This window comes from Klebsiella ornithinolytica, from assembly GCF_030505655.1.
GTDB classification, from domain to species: domain Bacteria; phylum Pseudomonadota; class Gammaproteobacteria; order Enterobacterales; family Enterobacteriaceae; genus Klebsiella; species Klebsiella ornithinolytica.
This window is the reverse complement of sequence record NZ_CP130153.1, coordinates 4,479,566-4,496,814: the sequence shown is the minus strand read 5'-3', so window position 1 is coordinate 4,496,814 and position 17,249 is coordinate 4,479,566. Positions and strand designations below refer to the sequence as shown.

The following is a 17,249-nucleotide window of genomic DNA, read 5'->3' as shown; positions in this document are numbered from 1 at the left end:
TAAACACCGCTTCATACTACGTGTCATCTTAATCCTGATGATATGGAGTAAATTATGCCACTGGCGCTACTTGCCTTAACAATCGGTGCCTTTGCTATTGGTACCACGGAATTTGTGATTGTGGGGCTGGTCCCCACGATTGCGGAACAACTGGCGATCTCGTTGCCTTCTGCCGGCCTGTTGGTTTCTATCTACGCACTGGGGGTCGCCATCGGGGCGCCGGTGCTGACCGCATTAACCGGACGTATGCCGCGTAAACAGCTGCTTCTGGCGCTGATGGTGCTCTTTACCGCCGGTAACCTGCTGGCCTGGCAGGCTCCTGGCTATGCGACGCTGGTCTTTGCACGTCTGCTGACGGGCCTGGCACACGGTGTGTTTTTCTCAATTGGCTCAACTATCGCGACGAGCCTGGTACCGAAAGAGAAAGCCGCTTCGGCCATCGCCATTATGTTTGGTGGCTTAACGGTCGCCCTGGTGACCGGTGTGCCGATCGGGACCTTTATCGGTCAGCATTTTGGCTGGCGAGAAACCTTTCTCGCCGTCTCCATTCTCGGCGTCATTGCACTGGTGAGCAGTCTGATTTTGGTACCGAACAACATCCCAGGCCGCGCCAGCGCAAGCCTGCGCGATCAGATAAAAGTCCTCACCCATCCGCGCCTGTTGATGATTTATGCCATCACCGCATTGGGATATGGCGGGGTCTTCACCGCGTTTACTTTCCTGGCCCCCATGATGCAGGAGCTGGCCGGATTTAGTCCATCAACGGTGAGCTGGATTCTGTTGGGCTATGGTATCTCGGTGGCCATTGGCAACGTCTGGGGCGGAAAACTGGCCGACAAGCATGGGGCCGTTGCGGCACTGAAATTTATCTTTGCCGCCCTGGTCGTCCTGCTGCTGGTGTTCCAGTTTACCGCCAGTATCCAGTATGCTGCGCTGGCAACGGTGCTGGTGATGGGGATTTTTGCCTTCGGTAACGTGCCGGGGCTGCAGGTTTACGTAGTGCAAAAAGCCGAGCAGTATACGCCGGGTGCGGTTGACGTGGCCTCCGGCCTGAATATCGCCGCATTCAACGTTGGCATAGCGTTAGGTTCCGTTATCGGTGGGCAAACGGTGGAGCGCTATGGTCTGGCCGAGACGCCGTGGATAGGGGCCATCATTGTCTTCGCTGCGCTGCTGCTGGTAGTGCGCAGTGGGCGTCTGGATAAGTACCGACCGGCAAAGACGGTGAACGTCGAAGGATAAAGGTTTCTCGCGAATTGCATTGAAAGTACCCGTGAAAGTCCCTATAACAGAAGAACCAGCCGCAGTCAGGCTGGTTTCCTGTTATCGAGGTTTGATGCCCAAATTGCGAAAGAACACTTATGCTATGCGCTACGTTGCCGGACAGCCCGCGGAGAGAATTTTGCCTCCGGGGTCATTCGCAAGCGTGGGCCAGGCATTTCCTGCCGGCGTGCCATTAAGCACAGATGAAAAGATCCGCGTCCTGGTGTGGAATATCTTTAAGCAGCAGCGCGCTGAGTGGAAGTCCGTTCTCAAGAACTTCGGTAAAGATGCCCATCTTGTGCTGTTACAGGAAGCACAAACGACCCCTGAAATGGTGCGATTTGCGACGACGAACTACCTGGCCGCCGATCAGGTTCCGGCTCTGGTGTTGCCGCAGCACCCCTCTGGTGTCATGACGCTGGCTTCGGCGCATCCGGTGTACTGCTGCCCGCTGCGCGAGCGTGAGCCGATTCTGCGGCTGGCAAAGTCTGCGTTAGTGACCGTGTATCCGCTGCCGGATACGCGTTTACTGATGGTTGTGAATATTCACGCAGTAAATTTCAGCCTCGGCGTCGATGTCTACAGCAAGCAGCTGCTGCCGATTGGCGATCAAATTGCCCATCACAGTGGACCGGTGATTATGGCCGGTGACTTCAATGCCTGGAGCCGCTCACGAATGAATGCGCTCTATCACTTTGCGCGAGAAATGTCGCTGCGTGAAGTCCGTTTCCCTGACGATCAGCGCCGCCGCGCGTTTGGTCGCCCGCTTGATTTTGTCTTCTATCGTGGGTTAAGCGTACACGATGCTTCCGTGCTGGTGACGCGCGCCTCTGACCACAACCCGCTACTAGTCGAATTCAGTCCCGGCAAGCCTGATTAATTAAGGTATGTCAGGCCTGCCATCGGGCAGGTCTGCGCTCAGCATGATGCTGCCCTTAATTACTCACACAACCGAAGGACAACACAATGACAACACGCTCTCACCATGACAATGTCGAAAAGCAGTTCGGCTCACAGGCTAGCGCCTACCTGACCAGCGCCGTGCACGCTTCCGGGCGCGATCTGCAGCGCCTGGCTGAACGGCTGGCCGATTTCCCACAGGCAACGTTGCTGGATATGGGATGCGGGGCAGGGCACGCCAGCTTTACCGCAGCGGGGCAGGTGGCGCAGGTCACGGCTTATGATTTATCGAGCCAGATGCTGGAGGTGGTTGCTGAAGCCGCAAAAGATAAAGGTTTCACCAATATTGCTACCCAACAGGGGTATGCTGAAACGCTGCCGTTTGCCGATGCCAGCTTTGATGTGGTGATAAGCCGCTATTCTGCCCATCACTGGCATGATGTTGGCCAGGCGCTGCGTGAGGTTAAGCGCGTCCTGAAGCCGGGCGGCGTGATGATTATTATGGATGTGATGTCGCCCGGGCATCCCGTACGCGATATCTGGCTGCAAACCGTTGAAGCGCTGCGTGATACGTCCCATGTGCGTAACTACTCGAGCGGAGAATGGCTGGCGTTAGCGAATGAGGCCGGGCTGGCCGTCAATCAGCTGTTGACCGATCGCTTGCCGCTGGAATTTGCCTCCTGGGTCGCCCGCATGCGCACGCCAGCGCCGCTGGTGGAGGCCATCCGTTTATATCAGGAGAGCGCATCCGCAGAGGTCAAAGCCTATTTCGCTTTGCAGCAGGACGGCTCATTTACCAGCGATACGATTATGTTTGAAGCGCATAAAGCGCTTTAAAACAAAAAACGCGTTAAAACAAAAAGGCACCGGATTCCGGTGCCTTTTCTATTAAGTCGATATATCAGGAGTCTGGCCTGTCGCTGTTCTTCACGTACAGCGTCAGCTGGTCGCCAGGCTTCAGATCACCCGTGCCGCTATTCCAGCGCATCACATCACGTGTATTCACGCCGTGACGTTTCGCGATGCTCGACAACGAATCGCCTTTACGCACGCGATAGGTGATGCTATCGCTGTTGTTGGCAAGACGCTGCGCGCTGCTACCGGCGCCAATCACCAGGTTTTGGCCCACTTTCAACCCAGACCCGCGCAGGTTATTCCACTGCTGCAGATCTTTCGTCGATACGCCAAGACGCGAAGCAATCCCGGAAACCGTATCACCCGAACGCACCTTGTAGCTACGGCTGGTCAACGGCGTGTTGTCCGCCAGCAGCGTAGGTTGCACGGCGGCAATGTCGCCAGAGGCCAGTGATTCACGCAGCTGAGCGGCGTGCTTTTGTGGCACCATAACGTACTTTGGCCCGCTGGCACCGAGGGTTGATCCCTTGACGCCGGCGTTGAAGGTTTTCAGCTTGCCGACGGGTATACCTGCCATATCTGCGAGCTGGCTAATCTCAACCGGACTGTCGAGGCGAACACGCGCCAGCGCACGGCTTTCGTCTGCCGTCGGCAGCTTCACGCCATAACGTTTGCTGTTTTTGAGAATATCACTCAACGCCAGCATTTTAGGCACATACACCTTGGTTTCCCGCGGTAATGGAAGTGACCAGAAATCGGTGGGTTTACCACGCGAACGGTTCGCTTTCATTGCCTTCAGCACCCGACCTTCGCCGCTGTTGTACGCTGCGACAGTTAACAACCAGTCGCCGTCGAACATCTTGTTCAGACGCTGCATCATATCCAGCGCCGCCGTTGTAGAGGCGACGACGTCACGACGCGCATCGTAGCTGCGGGTCTGTTTCAAACCATAATTGCGCCCGGTGCTCGGAATGATCTGCCAGATGCCTGCGGCATTGGCGCCAGACGTTGCGTGCGGGTCAAAAGCGCTCTCCACTATGGGTAGTAATACCAGTTCCATTGGCATGTTACGTTTCTTAACTTGCCCGGCTATCCAGTACATATACGGCTCTGCCCGTAAAGTTACATCGTGGAGATAGCTCTTATTACTTAAATACTTCTGTTTTTGTTCGCGAATCCGGGGATTTTCCGGTATTCCCATCTTTAGCTCGTCGCCTATGGAAGTCCACAGATCCTGGTCTTGCGCGTAGAAGGTTCCATCATCTAACCAGCGCGCTTGACTTGTGAACTTACCTGCTTCCCCTTGACCAGCTGCAGAAAGGCTCTGTGCGTGCTGTTGGACGTTGCCATCGTTTTTCGACGACTGGCACCCCACCAGCAGGACAGAGGCGAGTAAAATCGCTCGTGCCTTCATGTGTGTGTCAATAGTTGCTTAAAAGACGAGCAAGAATAACGGTGAAGGCGGCGAATGACAAGAATTAAATATCAGAAGTCATCTTTCTTTGACCTTAACCAGGCAAATCTCTGCGCAGAGTGTTGCAAATTTGTTTCTTTGGATATTTCTTTAATTAAATCATTGTCATCCGTGCGTAAAAAAATATTTATACGTCGCTCATTTTTCAGAGTTACGGGGAGTGTTTTTTGTTTTTTTGCACGTAACTCATTAACTTTATGGTAGTAATCATTTATATCCCTGTCATGAGGCAGGATACTCAATGCAAACTTCATATTTGCTAAAGTATACTCATGTGCACAACAAATCAGAGTATCCTCAGGAAGCGCGTTTATTTTCCTAAATGATTGATACATCTGATCCGCCGTTCCTTCGAAAAGTCTTCCGCAGCCGCCGGAAAACATTGTATCGCCACAGAAAAGATAAGGTTCGCTGTAGAAACAGATGTGTCCTAAAGTGTGACCGGGCGTGGAAAAAATAGAAAATTCGTGACCCAAAATCATCACCCGATCGCCATCGGCCACCAGGTGAGTGGTGCCTTTATCCTGGGTTTCTGCCGGTCCGTAAACCACAAGATCCGGGAACTTTTCACGCAGTTGTTTTACGCCGCCAACATGATCGTGGTGGTGGTGGGTCAGCAAAATGGCTTCGGGTTGCCAGTGATTGGTCTCGATGGCGGCCAGTACCGGCGCCGCTTCGCCGGGATCGACGATAAGACAGCGGCCGTTCTCCTCACTAAGAACCCAGATGTAGTTGTCCTGAAATGCGGGAATGCTGATAAGATTCATTAATTACCTCTCAAAGCGTAGCGGAAGGTTGCGATGAAGCCGGCAAGGATACCTCAGACAATCACAGCGCCCGAGCACTGGTCCAGTATGCCCTGGGGCGAATACTATCGCGAATCGCTGGAACGGCAGATGAAACCGTGGCTGGCTAAATTATATGGCTTTCATTTGCTTAAGATTGGCAATCTGAGCGCGGAAATCAATACGGAAGCCTGTGCTATCTCTCATCAGGTGAATGTATCTTTGCAGGGCAACCCGATTCAGGTGAAAGCCGATCCGCTGCATCTTCCTTTTGCGGAAAAATCGGTTGATGCCTGCCTGCTGGCGCATACTTTGCCGTGGTGCAGCGATCCGCATCGTTTGCTGCGTGAGGCCGACCGGGTATTGATTGATGACGGCTGGATGATTTTGACCGGCTTTAACCCCGTCAGTCTGATGGGGCTGCGTAAGCTGGTGCCGGTATTACGTAAGACGACCCCCTACAACAGCCGGATGTTTACGTTGACGCGCCAGCTGGACTGGCTGGCGTTATTGAATTTTGAGGTGCTGCATTATGGCCGCTATCAGGTACTGCCCTGGTCCAGGCATGGCGGCAAACTCCTCAGCGCGCACCTGCCGGCTCTGGGCTGCCTGCAGCTGATTGTTGCCCGAAAACGGACGGTTCCGCTGACGCTAAACCCGATGAAATCAGGAAAAGCAAAAACGCAGCTGCGTCAGACGGTTGGCGCCACGCGGCAGTGGCGCAACGGGCAGAGTTAGCTTTCTGGCTGGTAGCCGGTGTCGCTCTGCGTCGGGCTGGAGGCGGCAGCGCGTGCCAGCTCATCACAGCGTTCATTTTCCGGGTGACCGGCGTGGCCTTTGACCCATTCCCATTTGATTTGATGCTGACCGAGCGCGGCATCCAGGCGCTGCCAGAGATCGACATTTTTAACCGGTTTTTTGTCAGCGGTTTTCCAGCCGCGTTTTTTCCAGTTATGGATCCACTGGGTGATCCCCTGACGCACGTACTGGCTGTCGGTGCTGAGGATCACTTCGCACTGCTCTTTCAGCGCTTCGAGAGCGACGATTGCCGCCATCATCTCCATCCGGTTGTTGGTGGTGAGGTGATAGCCCTGACTAAAGATTTTTTCTTTTCCGCGATAGCGTAAAATTGCCCCATAACCACCGGGCCCAGGATTTCCCAGGCATGAACCATCGGTGAAAATTTCTACCTGTTTAAGCATCTCTGGTAGACTTCCTGTAATTGAAATCGATAGATAAACGGCAAGTCTGACATAAATGACTGATATGAGCACTGCAATTACACGACAGATTGTTCTCGATACTGAAACCACCGGTATGAATCAGATCGGTGCGCACTACGAAGGACATAAGATCATTGAGATCGGTGCGGTAGAGGTGATCAACCGCCGCCTCACCGGGAACAACTTCCATGTTTATCTGAAACCGGACCGGCTGGTGGACCCGGAAGCGTTTGGCGTTCACGGGATCGCCGATGAATTCCTGATGGATAAACCGGTGTTTGCGGATGTGGCCGACGAGTTTATAGACTATATCCGCGGCGCGGAGCTGGTCATCCATAATGCCTCGTTTGATATCGGCTTTATGGATTATGAATTCAGCAAGCTGAATCGCGGCATTGCGAAAACGAATACTTTCTGCAAAGTCACCGATAGCCTCGCGCTGGCGCGGAAAATGTTCCCCGGTAAGCGTAATAGCCTGGATGCGCTGTGCTCACGTTATGAAATAGACAACAGTAAGCGTACGCTGCACGGGGCATTACTCGATGCCCAGATTCTGGCCGATGTCTATCTGATGATGACCGGTGGTCAGACGACGATGGCATTTTCAATGGAAGGTGAGGGGCAGCAGCAGGCCGGAGAAATGGGAATACAGCGGGTTGTTCGCGCCGCCAGCAAGTTACGCGTGGTTTATGCGACTGATGACGAGATCGTGAGCCATGAATCCCGACTCGATCTGGTGCAAAAGAAAGGCGGAAGCTGCCTGTGGCGCGCCTGAGCCACTGAGATATGCTGTAAAAATCATCTGACGGGTGATTTTTACAGCAAACGATTCAAAACTGAAGAAAAAGCGTTGACGGCGTTACGGGGAATCCGTAATATTCGCCTCGTTCCCAAGGGAACAGTAAGTGGAGCGGTAGTTCAGTCGGTTAGAATACCTGCCTGTCACGCAGGGGGTCGCGGGTTCGAGTCCCGTCCGTTCCGCCACTATTCAGAAAGCCTGAATCAGCAATGATTCAGGCTTTCGTCGTTTCGGCGCTCGTAAAAACAAACTCACCGAGTTCATTTCATATATTTCAATTGTTTGCGAATATGATGTTGCATAACGGCCAGCATGCAGGCACCGGACAGACCGATCATCAGCGCCCCGTTGACCGCCTCCAGCGGGCCGAGCAGCTTCCATCTGGCGCTCATCACAACATCGCCATACCCCAATGTCGCGAAGTTAACCCCGGAGTGATACACCGCATCCAGCAGCGTCGGAAACTCGCCCAGCCAGACAAACAGCACTCCCCAGAGCAAAATCTGCAGCAAATTACCCATTAAAATGATGATGATGGTGCCAAACAGCGCCAGTACGCCGGCAAGTAGCCCCTCTTTGCTGTGGAAACGCTTGAGATAAAAGCGAATGCACCAGATGGACACCAGAGATTGCAGCAGCATATTACACAGGATAACGGGCATGCCCGTAATCAGCGGAAGCAACATGTTAATCTCCTGAGTGAAGTTCTGTTGAGGATGAGTCAAGGGGGCGCCAGCGCTCGAGAAGGGCGATGCAGGCCCAGCCATAGAGCGCGATGATGAGATATAACGTGCAGCGCATCGCGGCGGCTGTCCAGACATCTTTTGCGGAATCGCTGTCCTGAATCGCCGGCCCGAACAGAATGAGGGCGGTTATCCAGACATTGCTCCAGAAAGAGGGCGGAAACCGTCCCGCCACCAGGCGAACCAGTCGCCGGGCCACCCACAGACTGGCCAGACTCAGCCAGAGAACCAGCATTAGCAGCGACGGCCAGAGGCTAAGACCGAACCACAGCCCCAGCGCCAACAGCGCGCCCAGTAGCGTCGATAGCACCAGTTCTTTCCCCGACGTTTTCGTGGTGAGCGTCGTCGCCTGCTGCGCCAGCGTGACGGTTTTCATCACCGCCGGGATATAGAACGTCGGGTGGCTCAGCGCCAGAAGCCAGACGGGGAGCACAATGATCACCGCCCGTAGCGCTCTGAGATGGGGAGAGCTGACCGCCGGCGACTCCCTGGGCGGGGGCGCCTGGCCCGGCGATGGCGGGAATAACGCCACCGCCAGCCCGTTGACCAGCGTACCGGTAATAAAACCGATCCCCAGCATTTGCGCCAGTCCCATCGCCAGCGCCTGCTCAATCAGCCCCGCAATGGGAATCACCGCTATCGCCACCACCAGCAGCATCGACAGCGTGGTCTTCCCGTAAAGACCCGTTAACATCAGCTGATACAGCAACAGCGCCGTGAGCAGCACGCCTGGTAGGGCGTAATAGGTCAGTAATGGCACCATCAGAATGCCAGCCGTCATGGTGACTATCAGGAGAGAACCCATCACGAGACCTTTTTTCAGCGCTAAAGGTTTCCCCTGGCACAGCACAATCCAGGCCATGATGCATCCGAGGTGCGGCATCGGCAGCGCGCTGGCGTAGCAGACCAGCGCAGCCAGTCCGCTACCACAGCTTATTCTCAGTACGGCGCGGTCCACGTTATGCATCGCGCAGGTCTCCTAATAGAGCCAGGAGAACAGGCTCATGACTCGGATATACAGGTAGCCCGCAACGTTCAGCAGGCTACTGCCGCTGGTATAAACCAGCACATCCGCCTGCCCGCCAACCCGCAGGCTGGTGGGCGGCGGGGCATCATCTCTTGCAAAGGCGATTTTAACCGGGAAGCGCTGGGCCTGACGGAGCCAGTCACGATTGTTATCCACGGTAGGGAGGCCGCCGGCCGGCGGGGGTTGCGATGCGTTGATACCATAGCCGATGCTGAGTACCTGGCCGCTAAAAATGTGTCCCGGCATGCTGTCGAGAAGAATTGCCACCTTATTACCCGGCCGGATACGACCGAGGTTATTTTCGGTCATGTCTGCGTTGATCCAGACATCGTTCAGGGCAATCAATGTCATCACCGGGGCGCCCGCGCCAACAAACTGGCCAACTTCGGTGCGTAAATCGGTAATCAGCCCGCGGCTGCCGGCAATCACGGTGCTTTTACTGCGGTCCAGTTCGGCTTTGCGCACCGCGGCCCGGGCGCTTAACAGCTGAGAATTATTGTCGCCGGCTGCACCGGCGGCTTCGATGGCACGACGCACGTCGGCGGCGGCGGCGGCCATCTGACTACGGGCGGTTTCCCGGGTGGCCTGGGCAATCTCCAGACGCCGGACGGAAATAGTACCGGGATCTTCACGATAGAGCCGCTCCTGGCGCTCGGCATCTTTCGCGGCATTCTGGTAAGCGGTGGCGGCGGCCTGCAGGCCAGCCTTTGCCGCCACCACGCTTTCACCGTTGGCCTTCACGGCGCTGAGCACCGTGGCATAATCCGAACGTGCGCGCGCCAGGGCGATATCATAAGGTTCCGGATCCAGCTCAAACAGCGGTTCGCCCATAGCGACACGCTGATTGTCACGAACATATACCTTCTTTATTTGCCCGGTTACTTCCGCTGCGACCGGAATGACGAAGGCCTGTACCCTGGCCTGCGAGGTATAGGGCGTCACTCTGTCCGTGACTAAATACAAGCAGATCAGCAGTACAATCAGCACCACCAGGCCGATGGCCGTACGACGGCTGGCTTGTCCTGGTGAAGGGGAGGAGGCATTCATGGCGAAGGTCCTTCTGAAGGGGATGTGGCGGAAGGAAGCGGGGTATTCAGCAGCGGCAGCCAGTTATCACGCTGGCGTAGGTGCGATTCCGTCGCAGCATCGACCAGCGGGCGTGTTCGGCCACTTTCCCAGCCGCCGCCCAGCGCTTTATAAAGCGCGATCAGATCGCGCATCGCCGCACCGCGGCTGCTGACCAACCGTTCTTGTTGGTTGAACAGCGCCCGCTGTGAGTCAAGGACGCGCTGAAAGTCAGCCATTCCCTCACGATACTGTGTGTTGGCTATTTCGAGGGAGCGGCTGGCGGCCTTACCCGTTTGGGTCAGCAACACAATTTCATCTTTATCATTGGCGTAGGCGATGGCCGCATCGTCGACTTCACGCGCGGCCTGAAAGACGGTATCGCGATAGTGTTCGTGAAGCTGGAGAAAACGGGCATCCTGAACCAGAACCTGATTCCCGAGCCGCCCCTGATCCAGCAGATTCCAGCTAAACGTCGGGCCCGCCGCCCAGCTGAGCGTGCCATTACTCTCGCTCCTGCCGCTTATTCCGACGCTGCCGATCAGTGAGATGGACGGGTAGAGCTCGCTCTCCGCCACGCCGATAAGCGCCGACTGTGCGGCCATCTGTCGTTCAGCAGCCCTGACGTCGGGCCGCCGGCGCAGAAGGTTGGCCGGAAGTTCAGACACTAATGAGAGTTCGCCTGACGGGATATCGCCGGTCTGGCTCGCCATTTCCGGCAGGGGGCCGGGTTTGCGTGCCAGCAGCGCGCTCAGGGCATTCTGGCTCTGTGCGAGGCTGGTTTCCAGTTGGGGGATCGTCGAAAGCGTGGAGAGGTACTGGGTTTTTGCCTGCTGAACGTCCAGCTCTGCGCTGTTGCCGCTGAGGAATAACCGCTCGGTGATCTGCAGGCTACGTTGCTGAATCTTCGCATTGCCGCGGGTAATTTGCAGGCGGGCTTCCAGCATGCGGATATTGACGTACCACTGCGCCACCTCGGCTGCCATCAGCACCTGAATATCATCGTACTGCGCTAGCGTGGCGAAATAGCTGGCATCGGCGGATTCGACGCCGCGCTGAAACTTACCCCAGAAATCGATCTCCCATCCCAGATTGACCCCGGCGCTGTAGCGGGTCCCTGAGCTATAGTTTCCCGAACGTTGCTGGCCGGTGCGCAGCAGATCGCCGCTGCCGATCGTCGCCTGCGGTCCCAGTAAACTCTCGGCGATCCCCAGCTGCGCCCGGGATTCCAGCAGACGCAAACCGGCGATTTTGACATCCGGATTTTTTCGCAGCGCTTCGTTAATCAGCGCCGTTAAGGTCGGATCGTTAAGCTGCGTCCACCACCGCGCGTAATCGGCAGGCGTCGACCGGGAAGCCATCCGCTGCGTAGCCGGTTGCCAGTGGCTTAGCTCCGGCGTTTTCGGCGGATGATAGTCTGGCCCCAGCGTCGTGCATGCGGTGAGAACAAGGCCGGCGCCAGCGGTGAACAGGAGACGCCAGGCACGGTGCTCATTGAGCATCTTTGTCGTCCGGAACGACGGGAGTCTGGCCATCGCCGACCTGCCCATCGTTGACCCACGACATGAAGATACGATAGCCGATAGAGAGTAGGGTCGCGCCGATAAACATACCGAGAATACCGCTGGCCGCCATGCCGCCTAATGCACCAAGCAGTACCACAGGCATAGGCGCATCGACACCGCGCCCGAGCATTAGCGGTTTGAGCACGTTGTCAGCCATACCGGCCACAATCAGCAAGATCGTATAGACGATATTCATAGCCGTTCCGTGATCGCCGAGGCTCCACATCAACGCAATCGCCGGTGCGGTCACCAGAATCACCGGAATCTGCGCGATCCCGAGGATCAGCGCCAGAATAAAGAAGATCCCCACGGCCGGAATACCTGCCACGATCATAATGACGCCCACCAGCAGCGCCTGAATAAGCGCGACGCCGATAACGCCCTGCGCCACCGCACGGATCGTGCTGGTGCACAGTTTCACCAAAGATTGTCCTTTGTTCTCATCCGTCAGGCGGATGGCAATGCGCCGGGCGCTGTCTGCCCCGGCGGCGCCCCAGGTCATGATAATCCCCGCCACGATGAAGGAGAGGATAAAACCAAGCAATCCACCGCCCATACTGGCAAGAATGCCGAGGGTAGCTTTCGCGATGTCTCCTATCTGAGTGCGATAGTTGCTAATCAGCCCCGGTAAATCGTTGGACGCTTTTAACCACAGGACGCTAATTTTTTCTCCGACGATGGGAATGGTGGCGATATGTGCTGATGGCGGCGGAATGACGAAAGCACGACCGCTGAGCTTATCAATCATCACGCTGACGCTTTCGCCGAGAGAGCTAATCATCAGCACCGTGGGGACCACGATCAGCACAATGCCGAGCAGGACTATCAGGGTTGAGGACCAGCCCTGTTTTCCTCCCAGCCTGGTCGCAAAATACTGATGGAGAGGGTAGAGGGTGACGGCCAGGATAACGGCCCACAGCATCATATTAAGAAACGGAGAAAACACGGTATAGCAGAAAGAGGCTAATGCCAGGATAAGTCCAAAGCGAATGAACATATCCAGAAAACGGGCAACCAGTCTTTTTTCAACAACAAGCAGATTATTATTTTCCATGATGGTTTGTTCTCGCTGAGAATGCGCGCACAACCGTACCGGTCGGGTAATAAAACCGGACCAGGACCGAGATGGAATCGTTTTAAAAAAGCTGAAAGTTATTTGAAAATGAAGCTCGTTCTTGTTGAATTTTATCCACTTAATGAGTGTAGAACAGAAATAATCCCGCCGGAAAAATATTATTTCTCCCGCTTATTCTGCGGGCTGGTGGGGGAAAAAGAGGCGGCGGCGAGGTATAAAACGGGGTCCCCTCGGTTAACGAGGGGAGAGAAGACGATCAGTTCAGGGTGAACGGATCGGCATCCTGCCAGGCCGGAAACTTCTCACGATACTCTTTGAGCGCCGTCATCGACAGCTCTGCATCCAGACGCGTTGCCTGATGGGGTTCTGCCGTTGCCAGAATTTCTCCCTGCGGGCTGATAATGCGGCTATCGCCGCGGTAATGATGGCCGTTGCCATCGGTGCCGACGCGGTTACAGCCGGCAACATAGGCCAGATTCTCGATGGCGCGAGCCACCAGCAGGGACTGCCAGTGAAGTGAGCGTGGGGCAGGCCAGTTGGCCACATAGAGCGCTAAATCGTAGTCGTTATGGTTACGTGACCACACCGGGAAGCGCAGGTCATAACACACCAGCGGCAGAATTCGCCAGCCGCGCCACTCAAAAACAACCCGTTCGTTACCCGCCTCATAATGATGATGTTCTTCGGCCATGCGGAACAGATGGCGCTTGTCATAGAAGTGGGTTGTGCCATCGGGCTCGACCAGCAAGAAGCGGTTAACCGGCCCGCGATCGGTTTGCAGCGCCGCGCTGCCGGCAATCAGGGCATTTGTTTGCACCGCTTTACTCTGCATCCAGTCAATGACGTTTTCGGCTGACATCGACTGCTTTGCGGCCTCCATAGCGAATCCGGTCGTGAACATTTCCGGCAAGACTATGACGTCACGTCCGGTAATGCCTTCCAGTTGACGATCGAAGTGACGCAGGTTGGCGGGACCATCCATCCACACCAGGGGTTGTTGCAACAACGTAATTTTCAAACCAGGCACAGTGTTGAACTCCATCATCATGAGAGCATCAGGGTAATTTTAACACCATATCAGTCTCTCGCTGCTGAGCGGAATATGTTGTTAAAAAAATGATAACGCAGACAGCTGAATGTCGGTCGCCGGGTAAAAAAGAAAGGCGGGGAAATTCCCCGCCCTGGTCGTGATGTGGTAACTGTTATTGTTTTATGCGGCTTCAACCTTGCGGACTTTCTCCGGGAGCTTTACCGGTTTGGTCGCCAGCTCATCGGCTGCGAAATCGTCAACGTTAATGCTGCGCAGACGGCTGGTTTCCGCACGGGTCAGAATATCGGCTTCATCCTGATTGATTAAACCTTTTGCCAGCGCGTTGCGGGCCAGTTCATCCAGACGGGTAAACGGCAGGTTTTTACCCAGCTCTTTGCAGATACGCTGATGAATCGGATCGGCGGCCATGACATCGAGCAGGGCCTCTTCCAGCAGACCGACCGGGTTATGTTCACTCGGGGTCAGATACTGGCCGCGACCGATACGTGAACGCGTCGCGCTCGGAACCTGCAGGATTTTTGCCACCTTATGATCCAGCTTATCGGACGGCGCGTTGTAGTGACGGCCGGTCGGGAAGATAGCAATGCGCAGGGCGCCCGCGACAAAACGGTTCGGGAAGTTCTTCAGCAGATCGTCAATCGCCTGTTCTGCCTGATACAGCGCATCCTGGACGCCCCAATGGACCAGCGGGAGGTCGGCTTCATTGCGCCCTTCATCGTCATAGCGTTTCAGCACCGCAGAGGCGAGATAGAGCTGGCTCAGGACATCGCCGAGACGCGCGGAGATGCGCTCGCGACGCTTCAGGCTGCCGCCCAGCACCGCCATGGAGACGTCGGACAGCAGCGCCAGGTTCGCGCTCAGACGGTTCATGTGCTGGTAGTAGCGACGAGTGCCATCACGGGTCGGCGTGCTGCTTGTCAGCCCGCGGGTCAGGCCCAGCCAGAAGCTGCGGACTTTGTTACTGCCGACGTGACCAATGTGTTTAAACAGCAGTTTGTCGAAAGCGTTAACATCGTTGCTTTGCGCGGCGGCCATTTCATCCAGTACGTACGGATGGCAGCGAATCGCCCCTTGACCAAAGATCATCATGCTACGGGTCAGGATATTGGCCCCTTCGACGGTGATAGCGATTGGTGCCCCTTGATAGGCGCGGGCGAGGAAGTTACCTTCGCCCAGCATGATGCCTTTTCCGCCGGTGATATCCATGGCGTCAATGATTGAGCGCTGTCCGCGATGGGTGCAGTGGTACTTGACGATAGCCGACAGCACCGCCGGTTTCTCTCCCAGCATGATGCCGTAGGTAATCAGCGAAGCGGCGGCATCCATCACGTATGCGTTACCGGCAATACGCGCCAGAGGCTCTTCGATGCCTTCCATTTTACCGATGGAGATTTTGAACTGGCGACGAATATGGGCATAGGCGCCGGTCGCCATCGCCACGGATTTCAGTCCGCCGGTGGCATTAGACGGCAGGGTGATGCCGCGTCCTACGGACAGGCATTCCACCAGCATCCGCCAGCCCTGGCCGGCCATCGACGGGCCGCCGATGATGTAATCGATCGGCACGAAAATATCTTTCCCCTGGGTCGGACCATTCTGGAACGGCACGTTCAGCGGGAAGTGGCGACGGCCAATTTCGACGCCCGGGGTGCTGGTCGGGATCAGCGCACAGGTGATGCCCAGATCTTCTTCGCCGCCCAGCAGACGGTCGGGATCGGAGAGTTTAAAAGCCAGGCCCAATACGGTCGCGATAGGGGCGAGGGTGATATAACGCTTATTCCAGGTCAGGCGCATGCCCAGTACCTGCTCGCCTTGCCATTCGCCCATGCAGACGACGCCGCTGTCCGGGATGGCGCCGGCGTCAGAGCCCGCTTCCGGACTGGTCAGCGCAAAGCACGGAATTTCCTGACCACGCGCCAGGCGCGGCAGATAGTGGTTTTTCTGCTCTTCAGTACCGTAATGTTGCAGCAGTTCGCCCGGGCCTAAGGAGTTCGGCACGCCGACGGTAATCGCCAGGATACCGGAAACGCCGGAGAGCTTTTGCAGCACCCGTGACTGAGCGTAAGCGGAGAACTCCAGGCCGCCGTACTCTTTCTTAATGATCATCGCAAAGAAACGATGCTCTTTCAGGTAGGCCCACAGCGCCGGCGGCAGATCGGCCATTTCATGGGTGATTTCAAAATCGTTCGCCATGCGACAGGCTTCTTCTACCGGCCCGTCGATGAACGCCTGTTCTTCGGCGGTCAGGCGCGGCTGCGGATAGTTGTGCAGTTTCTGCCAGTCTGGCGTCCCGCGAAACAGGTCGCCTTCCCACCAGGTCGTGCCCGCATCGATGGCCTCTTTTTCGGTACGCGACATCGGCGGCATCACCTTACGGAATGCGCGGAATGCCGGTGCCGAGAAAATTGACTTGCGCATCGGCGCAAAGTTGAACGGCAGCAGAATAATCGCCAGCGGCAGCAGCAGCCAGATATTCCACAGCCCGGCAACGCTGAGCGCCGCGGTCCAGACGAGCAAAATCACGCTGCTCAGCAGGAGATTAATTCGGTGATAGAAGAGCGCACCGAGTAAAACAACGGTTGCAACAATACTCAAAATCATCATAGAGAAATGCTCCCTGTCTTGTAGGAGGTCTGACCACTTGTGATGATATGGTTGTAGTGGATGTTATTGGCTTTAGCAATGTGTTTACAAAATAATTACAACCTTGCTCACATTGTTGTACGTAAATGCGGCACGTAAAATCAAAACCACGGCGGATAACGTCGGCTGCTTCTTCTCGCTTCGGCGCCTATCCGGTACACTGCCAGGGTTATTCCAACCATACTGAAGGATTATCCTCATGTACCAGGATCTTATTCGTAACGAACTGAACGAAGCGGCGGAAACGCTGGCTAACTTTCTGCAGGACGAAGCCAATATTCACGCGATTCAGCGTGCCGCGGTGCTGCTGGCTGATAGCTTTAAGGCCGGTGGTAAAGTCCTCTCCTGCGGTAACGGCGGTTCCCACTGCGATGCGATGCACTTTGCAGAAGAACTGACCGGGCGCTATCGTGAAAATCGCCCCGGCTATCCGGCGATTGCGATTTCAGACGTCAGCCACCTGTCCTGCGTCAGTAACGATTTTGGCTATGAGTACGTCTTCTCCCGCTACGTCGAGTCCGTGGGTCGCGCTGGCGATGTGCTGCTGGGTATCTCCACCTCCGGCAACTCCGGCAACGTGATTAAGGCGATTGAGGCTGCCCGCGCGCAGGGGATGAAGGTCATCACGCTGACCGGCAAAGATGGCGGTAAAATGGCCGGTTCCGCCGATGTTGAAATTCGCGTGCCGCATTTTGGTTATGCCGATCGTATTCAGGAAATTCACATTAAAGTGATTCATATTCTGATTATGCTGATCGAAAAAGAGATGGTTAAGGCCTGA

The 17,249-nt window shown here is 55.8% G+C and carries 16 protein-coding genes and 1 tRNA gene; 7 read left to right on the top strand and 10 right to left on the bottom strand.

Annotated features, from left to right (window positions below; all coding sequences use genetic code 11):
• Nucleotides 1-54 precede the first annotated feature (54 nt).
• From Q1L34_RS21410 to Q1L34_RS21400, 3 genes are all read left to right on the top strand, one after another.
• On the top strand, nt 55-1,242 hold the full coding sequence (locus Q1L34_RS21410; protein ID WP_004858184.1) for an MFS transporter: 1,188 nt from the start codon (nt 55-57) through the stop codon (nt 1,240-1,242).
• Between the two features lie 103 nt (nt 1,243-1,345).
• On the top strand, nt 1,346-2,143 hold the full coding sequence (locus Q1L34_RS21405; RefSeq protein ID WP_015585098.1) for an endonuclease/exonuclease/phosphatase family protein: 798 nt from the start codon (nt 1,346-1,348) through the stop codon (nt 2,141-2,143).
• 86 nt (nt 2,144-2,229) lie between these two features.
• Complete coding sequence (locus tag Q1L34_RS21400) at nt 2,230-3,000, top strand: class I SAM-dependent methyltransferase (RefSeq protein ID WP_004858189.1); 771 nt, start codon at nt 2,230-2,232, stop codon at nt 2,998-3,000.
• 64 nt (nt 3,001-3,064) lie between these two features.
• Here Q1L34_RS21400 and mltD read toward each other — a convergent pair whose 3' ends face one another.
• Nucleotides 3,065-4,432, bottom strand: a complete 1,368-nt coding sequence (gene mltD / locus Q1L34_RS21395; RefSeq protein ID WP_004858192.1) for a murein transglycosylase D — start codon at nt 4,430-4,432, stop codon at nt 3,065-3,067.
• 71 nt (nt 4,433-4,503) lie between these two features.
• Nucleotides 4,504-5,259, bottom strand: coding sequence for a hydroxyacylglutathione hydrolase (gene gloB / locus Q1L34_RS21390; RefSeq protein WP_004858194.1), 756 nt, complete (start codon nt 5,257-5,259; stop codon nt 4,504-4,506).
• Nucleotides 5,260-5,292: 33 nt separating this feature from the next.
• On the opposite strand from gloB, the gene Q1L34_RS21385 reads away from it, so the two are divergent.
• Nucleotides 5,293-6,015, top strand: a complete 723-nt coding sequence (locus Q1L34_RS21385; RefSeq protein ID WP_004858196.1) for a class I SAM-dependent methyltransferase — start codon at nt 5,293-5,295, stop codon at nt 6,013-6,015.
• On the opposite strand, the gene rnhA is transcribed toward Q1L34_RS21385, so the two are convergent.
• Nucleotides 6,012-6,479, bottom strand: a complete 468-nt coding sequence (rnhA, locus tag Q1L34_RS21380; RefSeq protein WP_004858198.1) for a ribonuclease HI — start codon at nt 6,477-6,479, stop codon at nt 6,012-6,014. The two genes, Q1L34_RS21385 and rnhA, sit on opposite strands and share 4 nt — an antisense overlap.
• A 64-nt stretch (nt 6,480-6,543) precedes the next feature.
• Between rnhA and dnaQ the strand changes: the two genes are divergently transcribed.
• Complete coding sequence (gene dnaQ / locus Q1L34_RS21375; protein ID WP_015585096.1) at nt 6,544-7,275, top strand: DNA polymerase III subunit epsilon; 732 nt, start codon at nt 6,544-6,546, stop codon at nt 7,273-7,275.
• Between the two features lie 132 nt (nt 7,276-7,407).
• A tRNA-Asp gene (locus Q1L34_RS21370) sits at nt 7,408-7,484 on the top strand.
• Between the two features lie 75 nt (nt 7,485-7,559).
• On the opposite strand, the gene Q1L34_RS21365 is transcribed toward Q1L34_RS21370, so the two are convergent.
• The 7 genes from Q1L34_RS21365 to fadE all read right to left on the bottom strand — a co-directional run bounded on the left by Q1L34_RS21365 (nt 7,560) and on the right by fadE (nt 16,429).
• Nucleotides 7,560-7,985 (bottom strand): ion channel, encoded by a 426-nt coding sequence (locus tag Q1L34_RS21365; RefSeq protein WP_004858204.1) that lies wholly within the window; start codon nt 7,983-7,985, stop codon nt 7,560-7,562.
• A gap of 1 nt (nt 7,986) precedes the next feature.
• On the bottom strand, nt 7,987-9,009 hold the full coding sequence (locus tag Q1L34_RS21360) for a DUF2955 domain-containing protein (RefSeq protein WP_048024246.1): 1,023 nt from the start codon (nt 9,007-9,009) through the stop codon (nt 7,987-7,989).
• A 12-nt stretch (nt 9,010-9,021) separates the two neighbouring features.
• Entirely contained in the window at nt 9,022-10,116 is a 1,095-nt protein-coding gene (locus tag Q1L34_RS21355) for an HlyD family secretion protein (protein ID WP_015585094.1), read from the bottom strand.
• Nucleotides 10,113-11,636: an efflux transporter outer membrane subunit gene (locus Q1L34_RS21350; protein ID WP_088883426.1), complete on the bottom strand. Its 1,524-nt coding sequence runs from the start codon at nt 11,634-11,636 to the stop codon at nt 10,113-10,115. Before Q1L34_RS21350 ends, Q1L34_RS21355 begins: the two co-directional genes overlap by 4 nt.
• Nucleotides 11,626-12,753, bottom strand: a complete 1,128-nt coding sequence (locus tag Q1L34_RS21345; RefSeq protein ID WP_004858217.1) for an AI-2E family transporter — start codon at nt 12,751-12,753, stop codon at nt 11,626-11,628. Before Q1L34_RS21345 ends, Q1L34_RS21350 begins: the two co-directional genes overlap by 11 nt.
• Before the next feature lie 277 nt (nt 12,754-13,030).
• A complete protein-coding gene (locus Q1L34_RS21340) occupies nt 13,031-13,801 on the bottom strand; it encodes an amidohydrolase (RefSeq protein ID WP_015585091.1) in 771 nt (256 codons plus the stop codon).
• Between the two features lie 183 nt (nt 13,802-13,984).
• Nucleotides 13,985-16,429, bottom strand: a complete 2,445-nt coding sequence (fadE, locus tag Q1L34_RS21335; protein ID WP_069476227.1) for an acyl-CoA dehydrogenase FadE — start codon at nt 16,427-16,429, stop codon at nt 13,985-13,987.
• Between the two features lie 238 nt (nt 16,430-16,667).
• Here fadE and lpcA point away from each other — a divergent pair, with 238 nt between their 5' ends.
• On the top strand, nt 16,668-17,249 hold the full coding sequence (gene lpcA, locus Q1L34_RS21330; protein WP_004099149.1) for a D-sedoheptulose 7-phosphate isomerase: 582 nt from the start codon (nt 16,668-16,670) through the stop codon (nt 17,247-17,249).

What these genes read in the sequence shown, in the direction of transcription:
- Q1L34_RS21410 (WP_004858184.1), top strand. Translation starts at nt 55, where the DNA reads ATGCCACTGGCGCTACTTGCCTTAACAATCGGTGCCTTTGCTATTGGT.
- Q1L34_RS21400 (WP_004858189.1), top strand. Translation starts at nt 2,230, where the DNA reads ATGACAACACGCTCTCACCATGACAATGTCGAAAAGCAGTTCGGCTCA.
- mltD (WP_004858192.1), bottom strand. Translation starts at nt 4,432, where the DNA reads ATGAAGGCACGAGCGATTTTACTCGCCTCTGTCCTGCTGGTGGGGTGC.
- gloB (WP_004858194.1), bottom strand. Translation starts at nt 5,259, where the DNA reads ATGAATCTTATCAGCATTCCCGCATTTCAGGACAACTACATCTGGGTT.
- Q1L34_RS21385 (WP_004858196.1), top strand. Translation starts at nt 5,293, where the DNA reads ATGAAGCCGGCAAGGATACCTCAGACAATCACAGCGCCCGAGCACTGG.
- rnhA (WP_004858198.1), bottom strand. Translation starts at nt 6,479, where the DNA reads ATGCTTAAACAGGTAGAAATTTTCACCGATGGTTCATGCCTGGGAAAT.
- dnaQ (WP_015585096.1), top strand. Translation starts at nt 6,544, where the DNA reads ATGAGCACTGCAATTACACGACAGATTGTTCTCGATACTGAAACCACC.
- Q1L34_RS21365 (WP_004858204.1), bottom strand. Translation starts at nt 7,985, where the DNA reads ATGTTGCTTCCGCTGATTACGGGCATGCCCGTTATCCTGTGTAATATG.
- Q1L34_RS21360 (WP_048024246.1), bottom strand. Translation starts at nt 9,009, where the DNA reads ATGCATAACGTGGACCGCGCCGTACTGAGAATAAGCTGTGGTAGCGGA.
- Q1L34_RS21355 (WP_015585094.1), bottom strand. Translation starts at nt 10,116, where the DNA reads ATGAATGCCTCCTCCCCTTCACCAGGACAAGCCAGCCGTCGTACGGCC.
- Q1L34_RS21350 (WP_088883426.1), bottom strand. Translation starts at nt 11,636, where the DNA reads ATGCTCAATGAGCACCGTGCCTGGCGTCTCCTGTTCACCGCTGGCGCC.
- Q1L34_RS21345 (WP_004858217.1), bottom strand. Translation starts at nt 12,753, where the DNA reads ATGGAAAATAATAATCTGCTTGTTGTTGAAAAAAGACTGGTTGCCCGT.
- fadE (WP_069476227.1), bottom strand. Translation starts at nt 16,429, where the DNA reads ATGATGATTTTGAGTATTGTTGCAACCGTTGTTTTACTCGGTGCGCTC.
- lpcA (WP_004099149.1), top strand. Translation starts at nt 16,668, where the DNA reads ATGTACCAGGATCTTATTCGTAACGAACTGAACGAAGCGGCGGAAACG.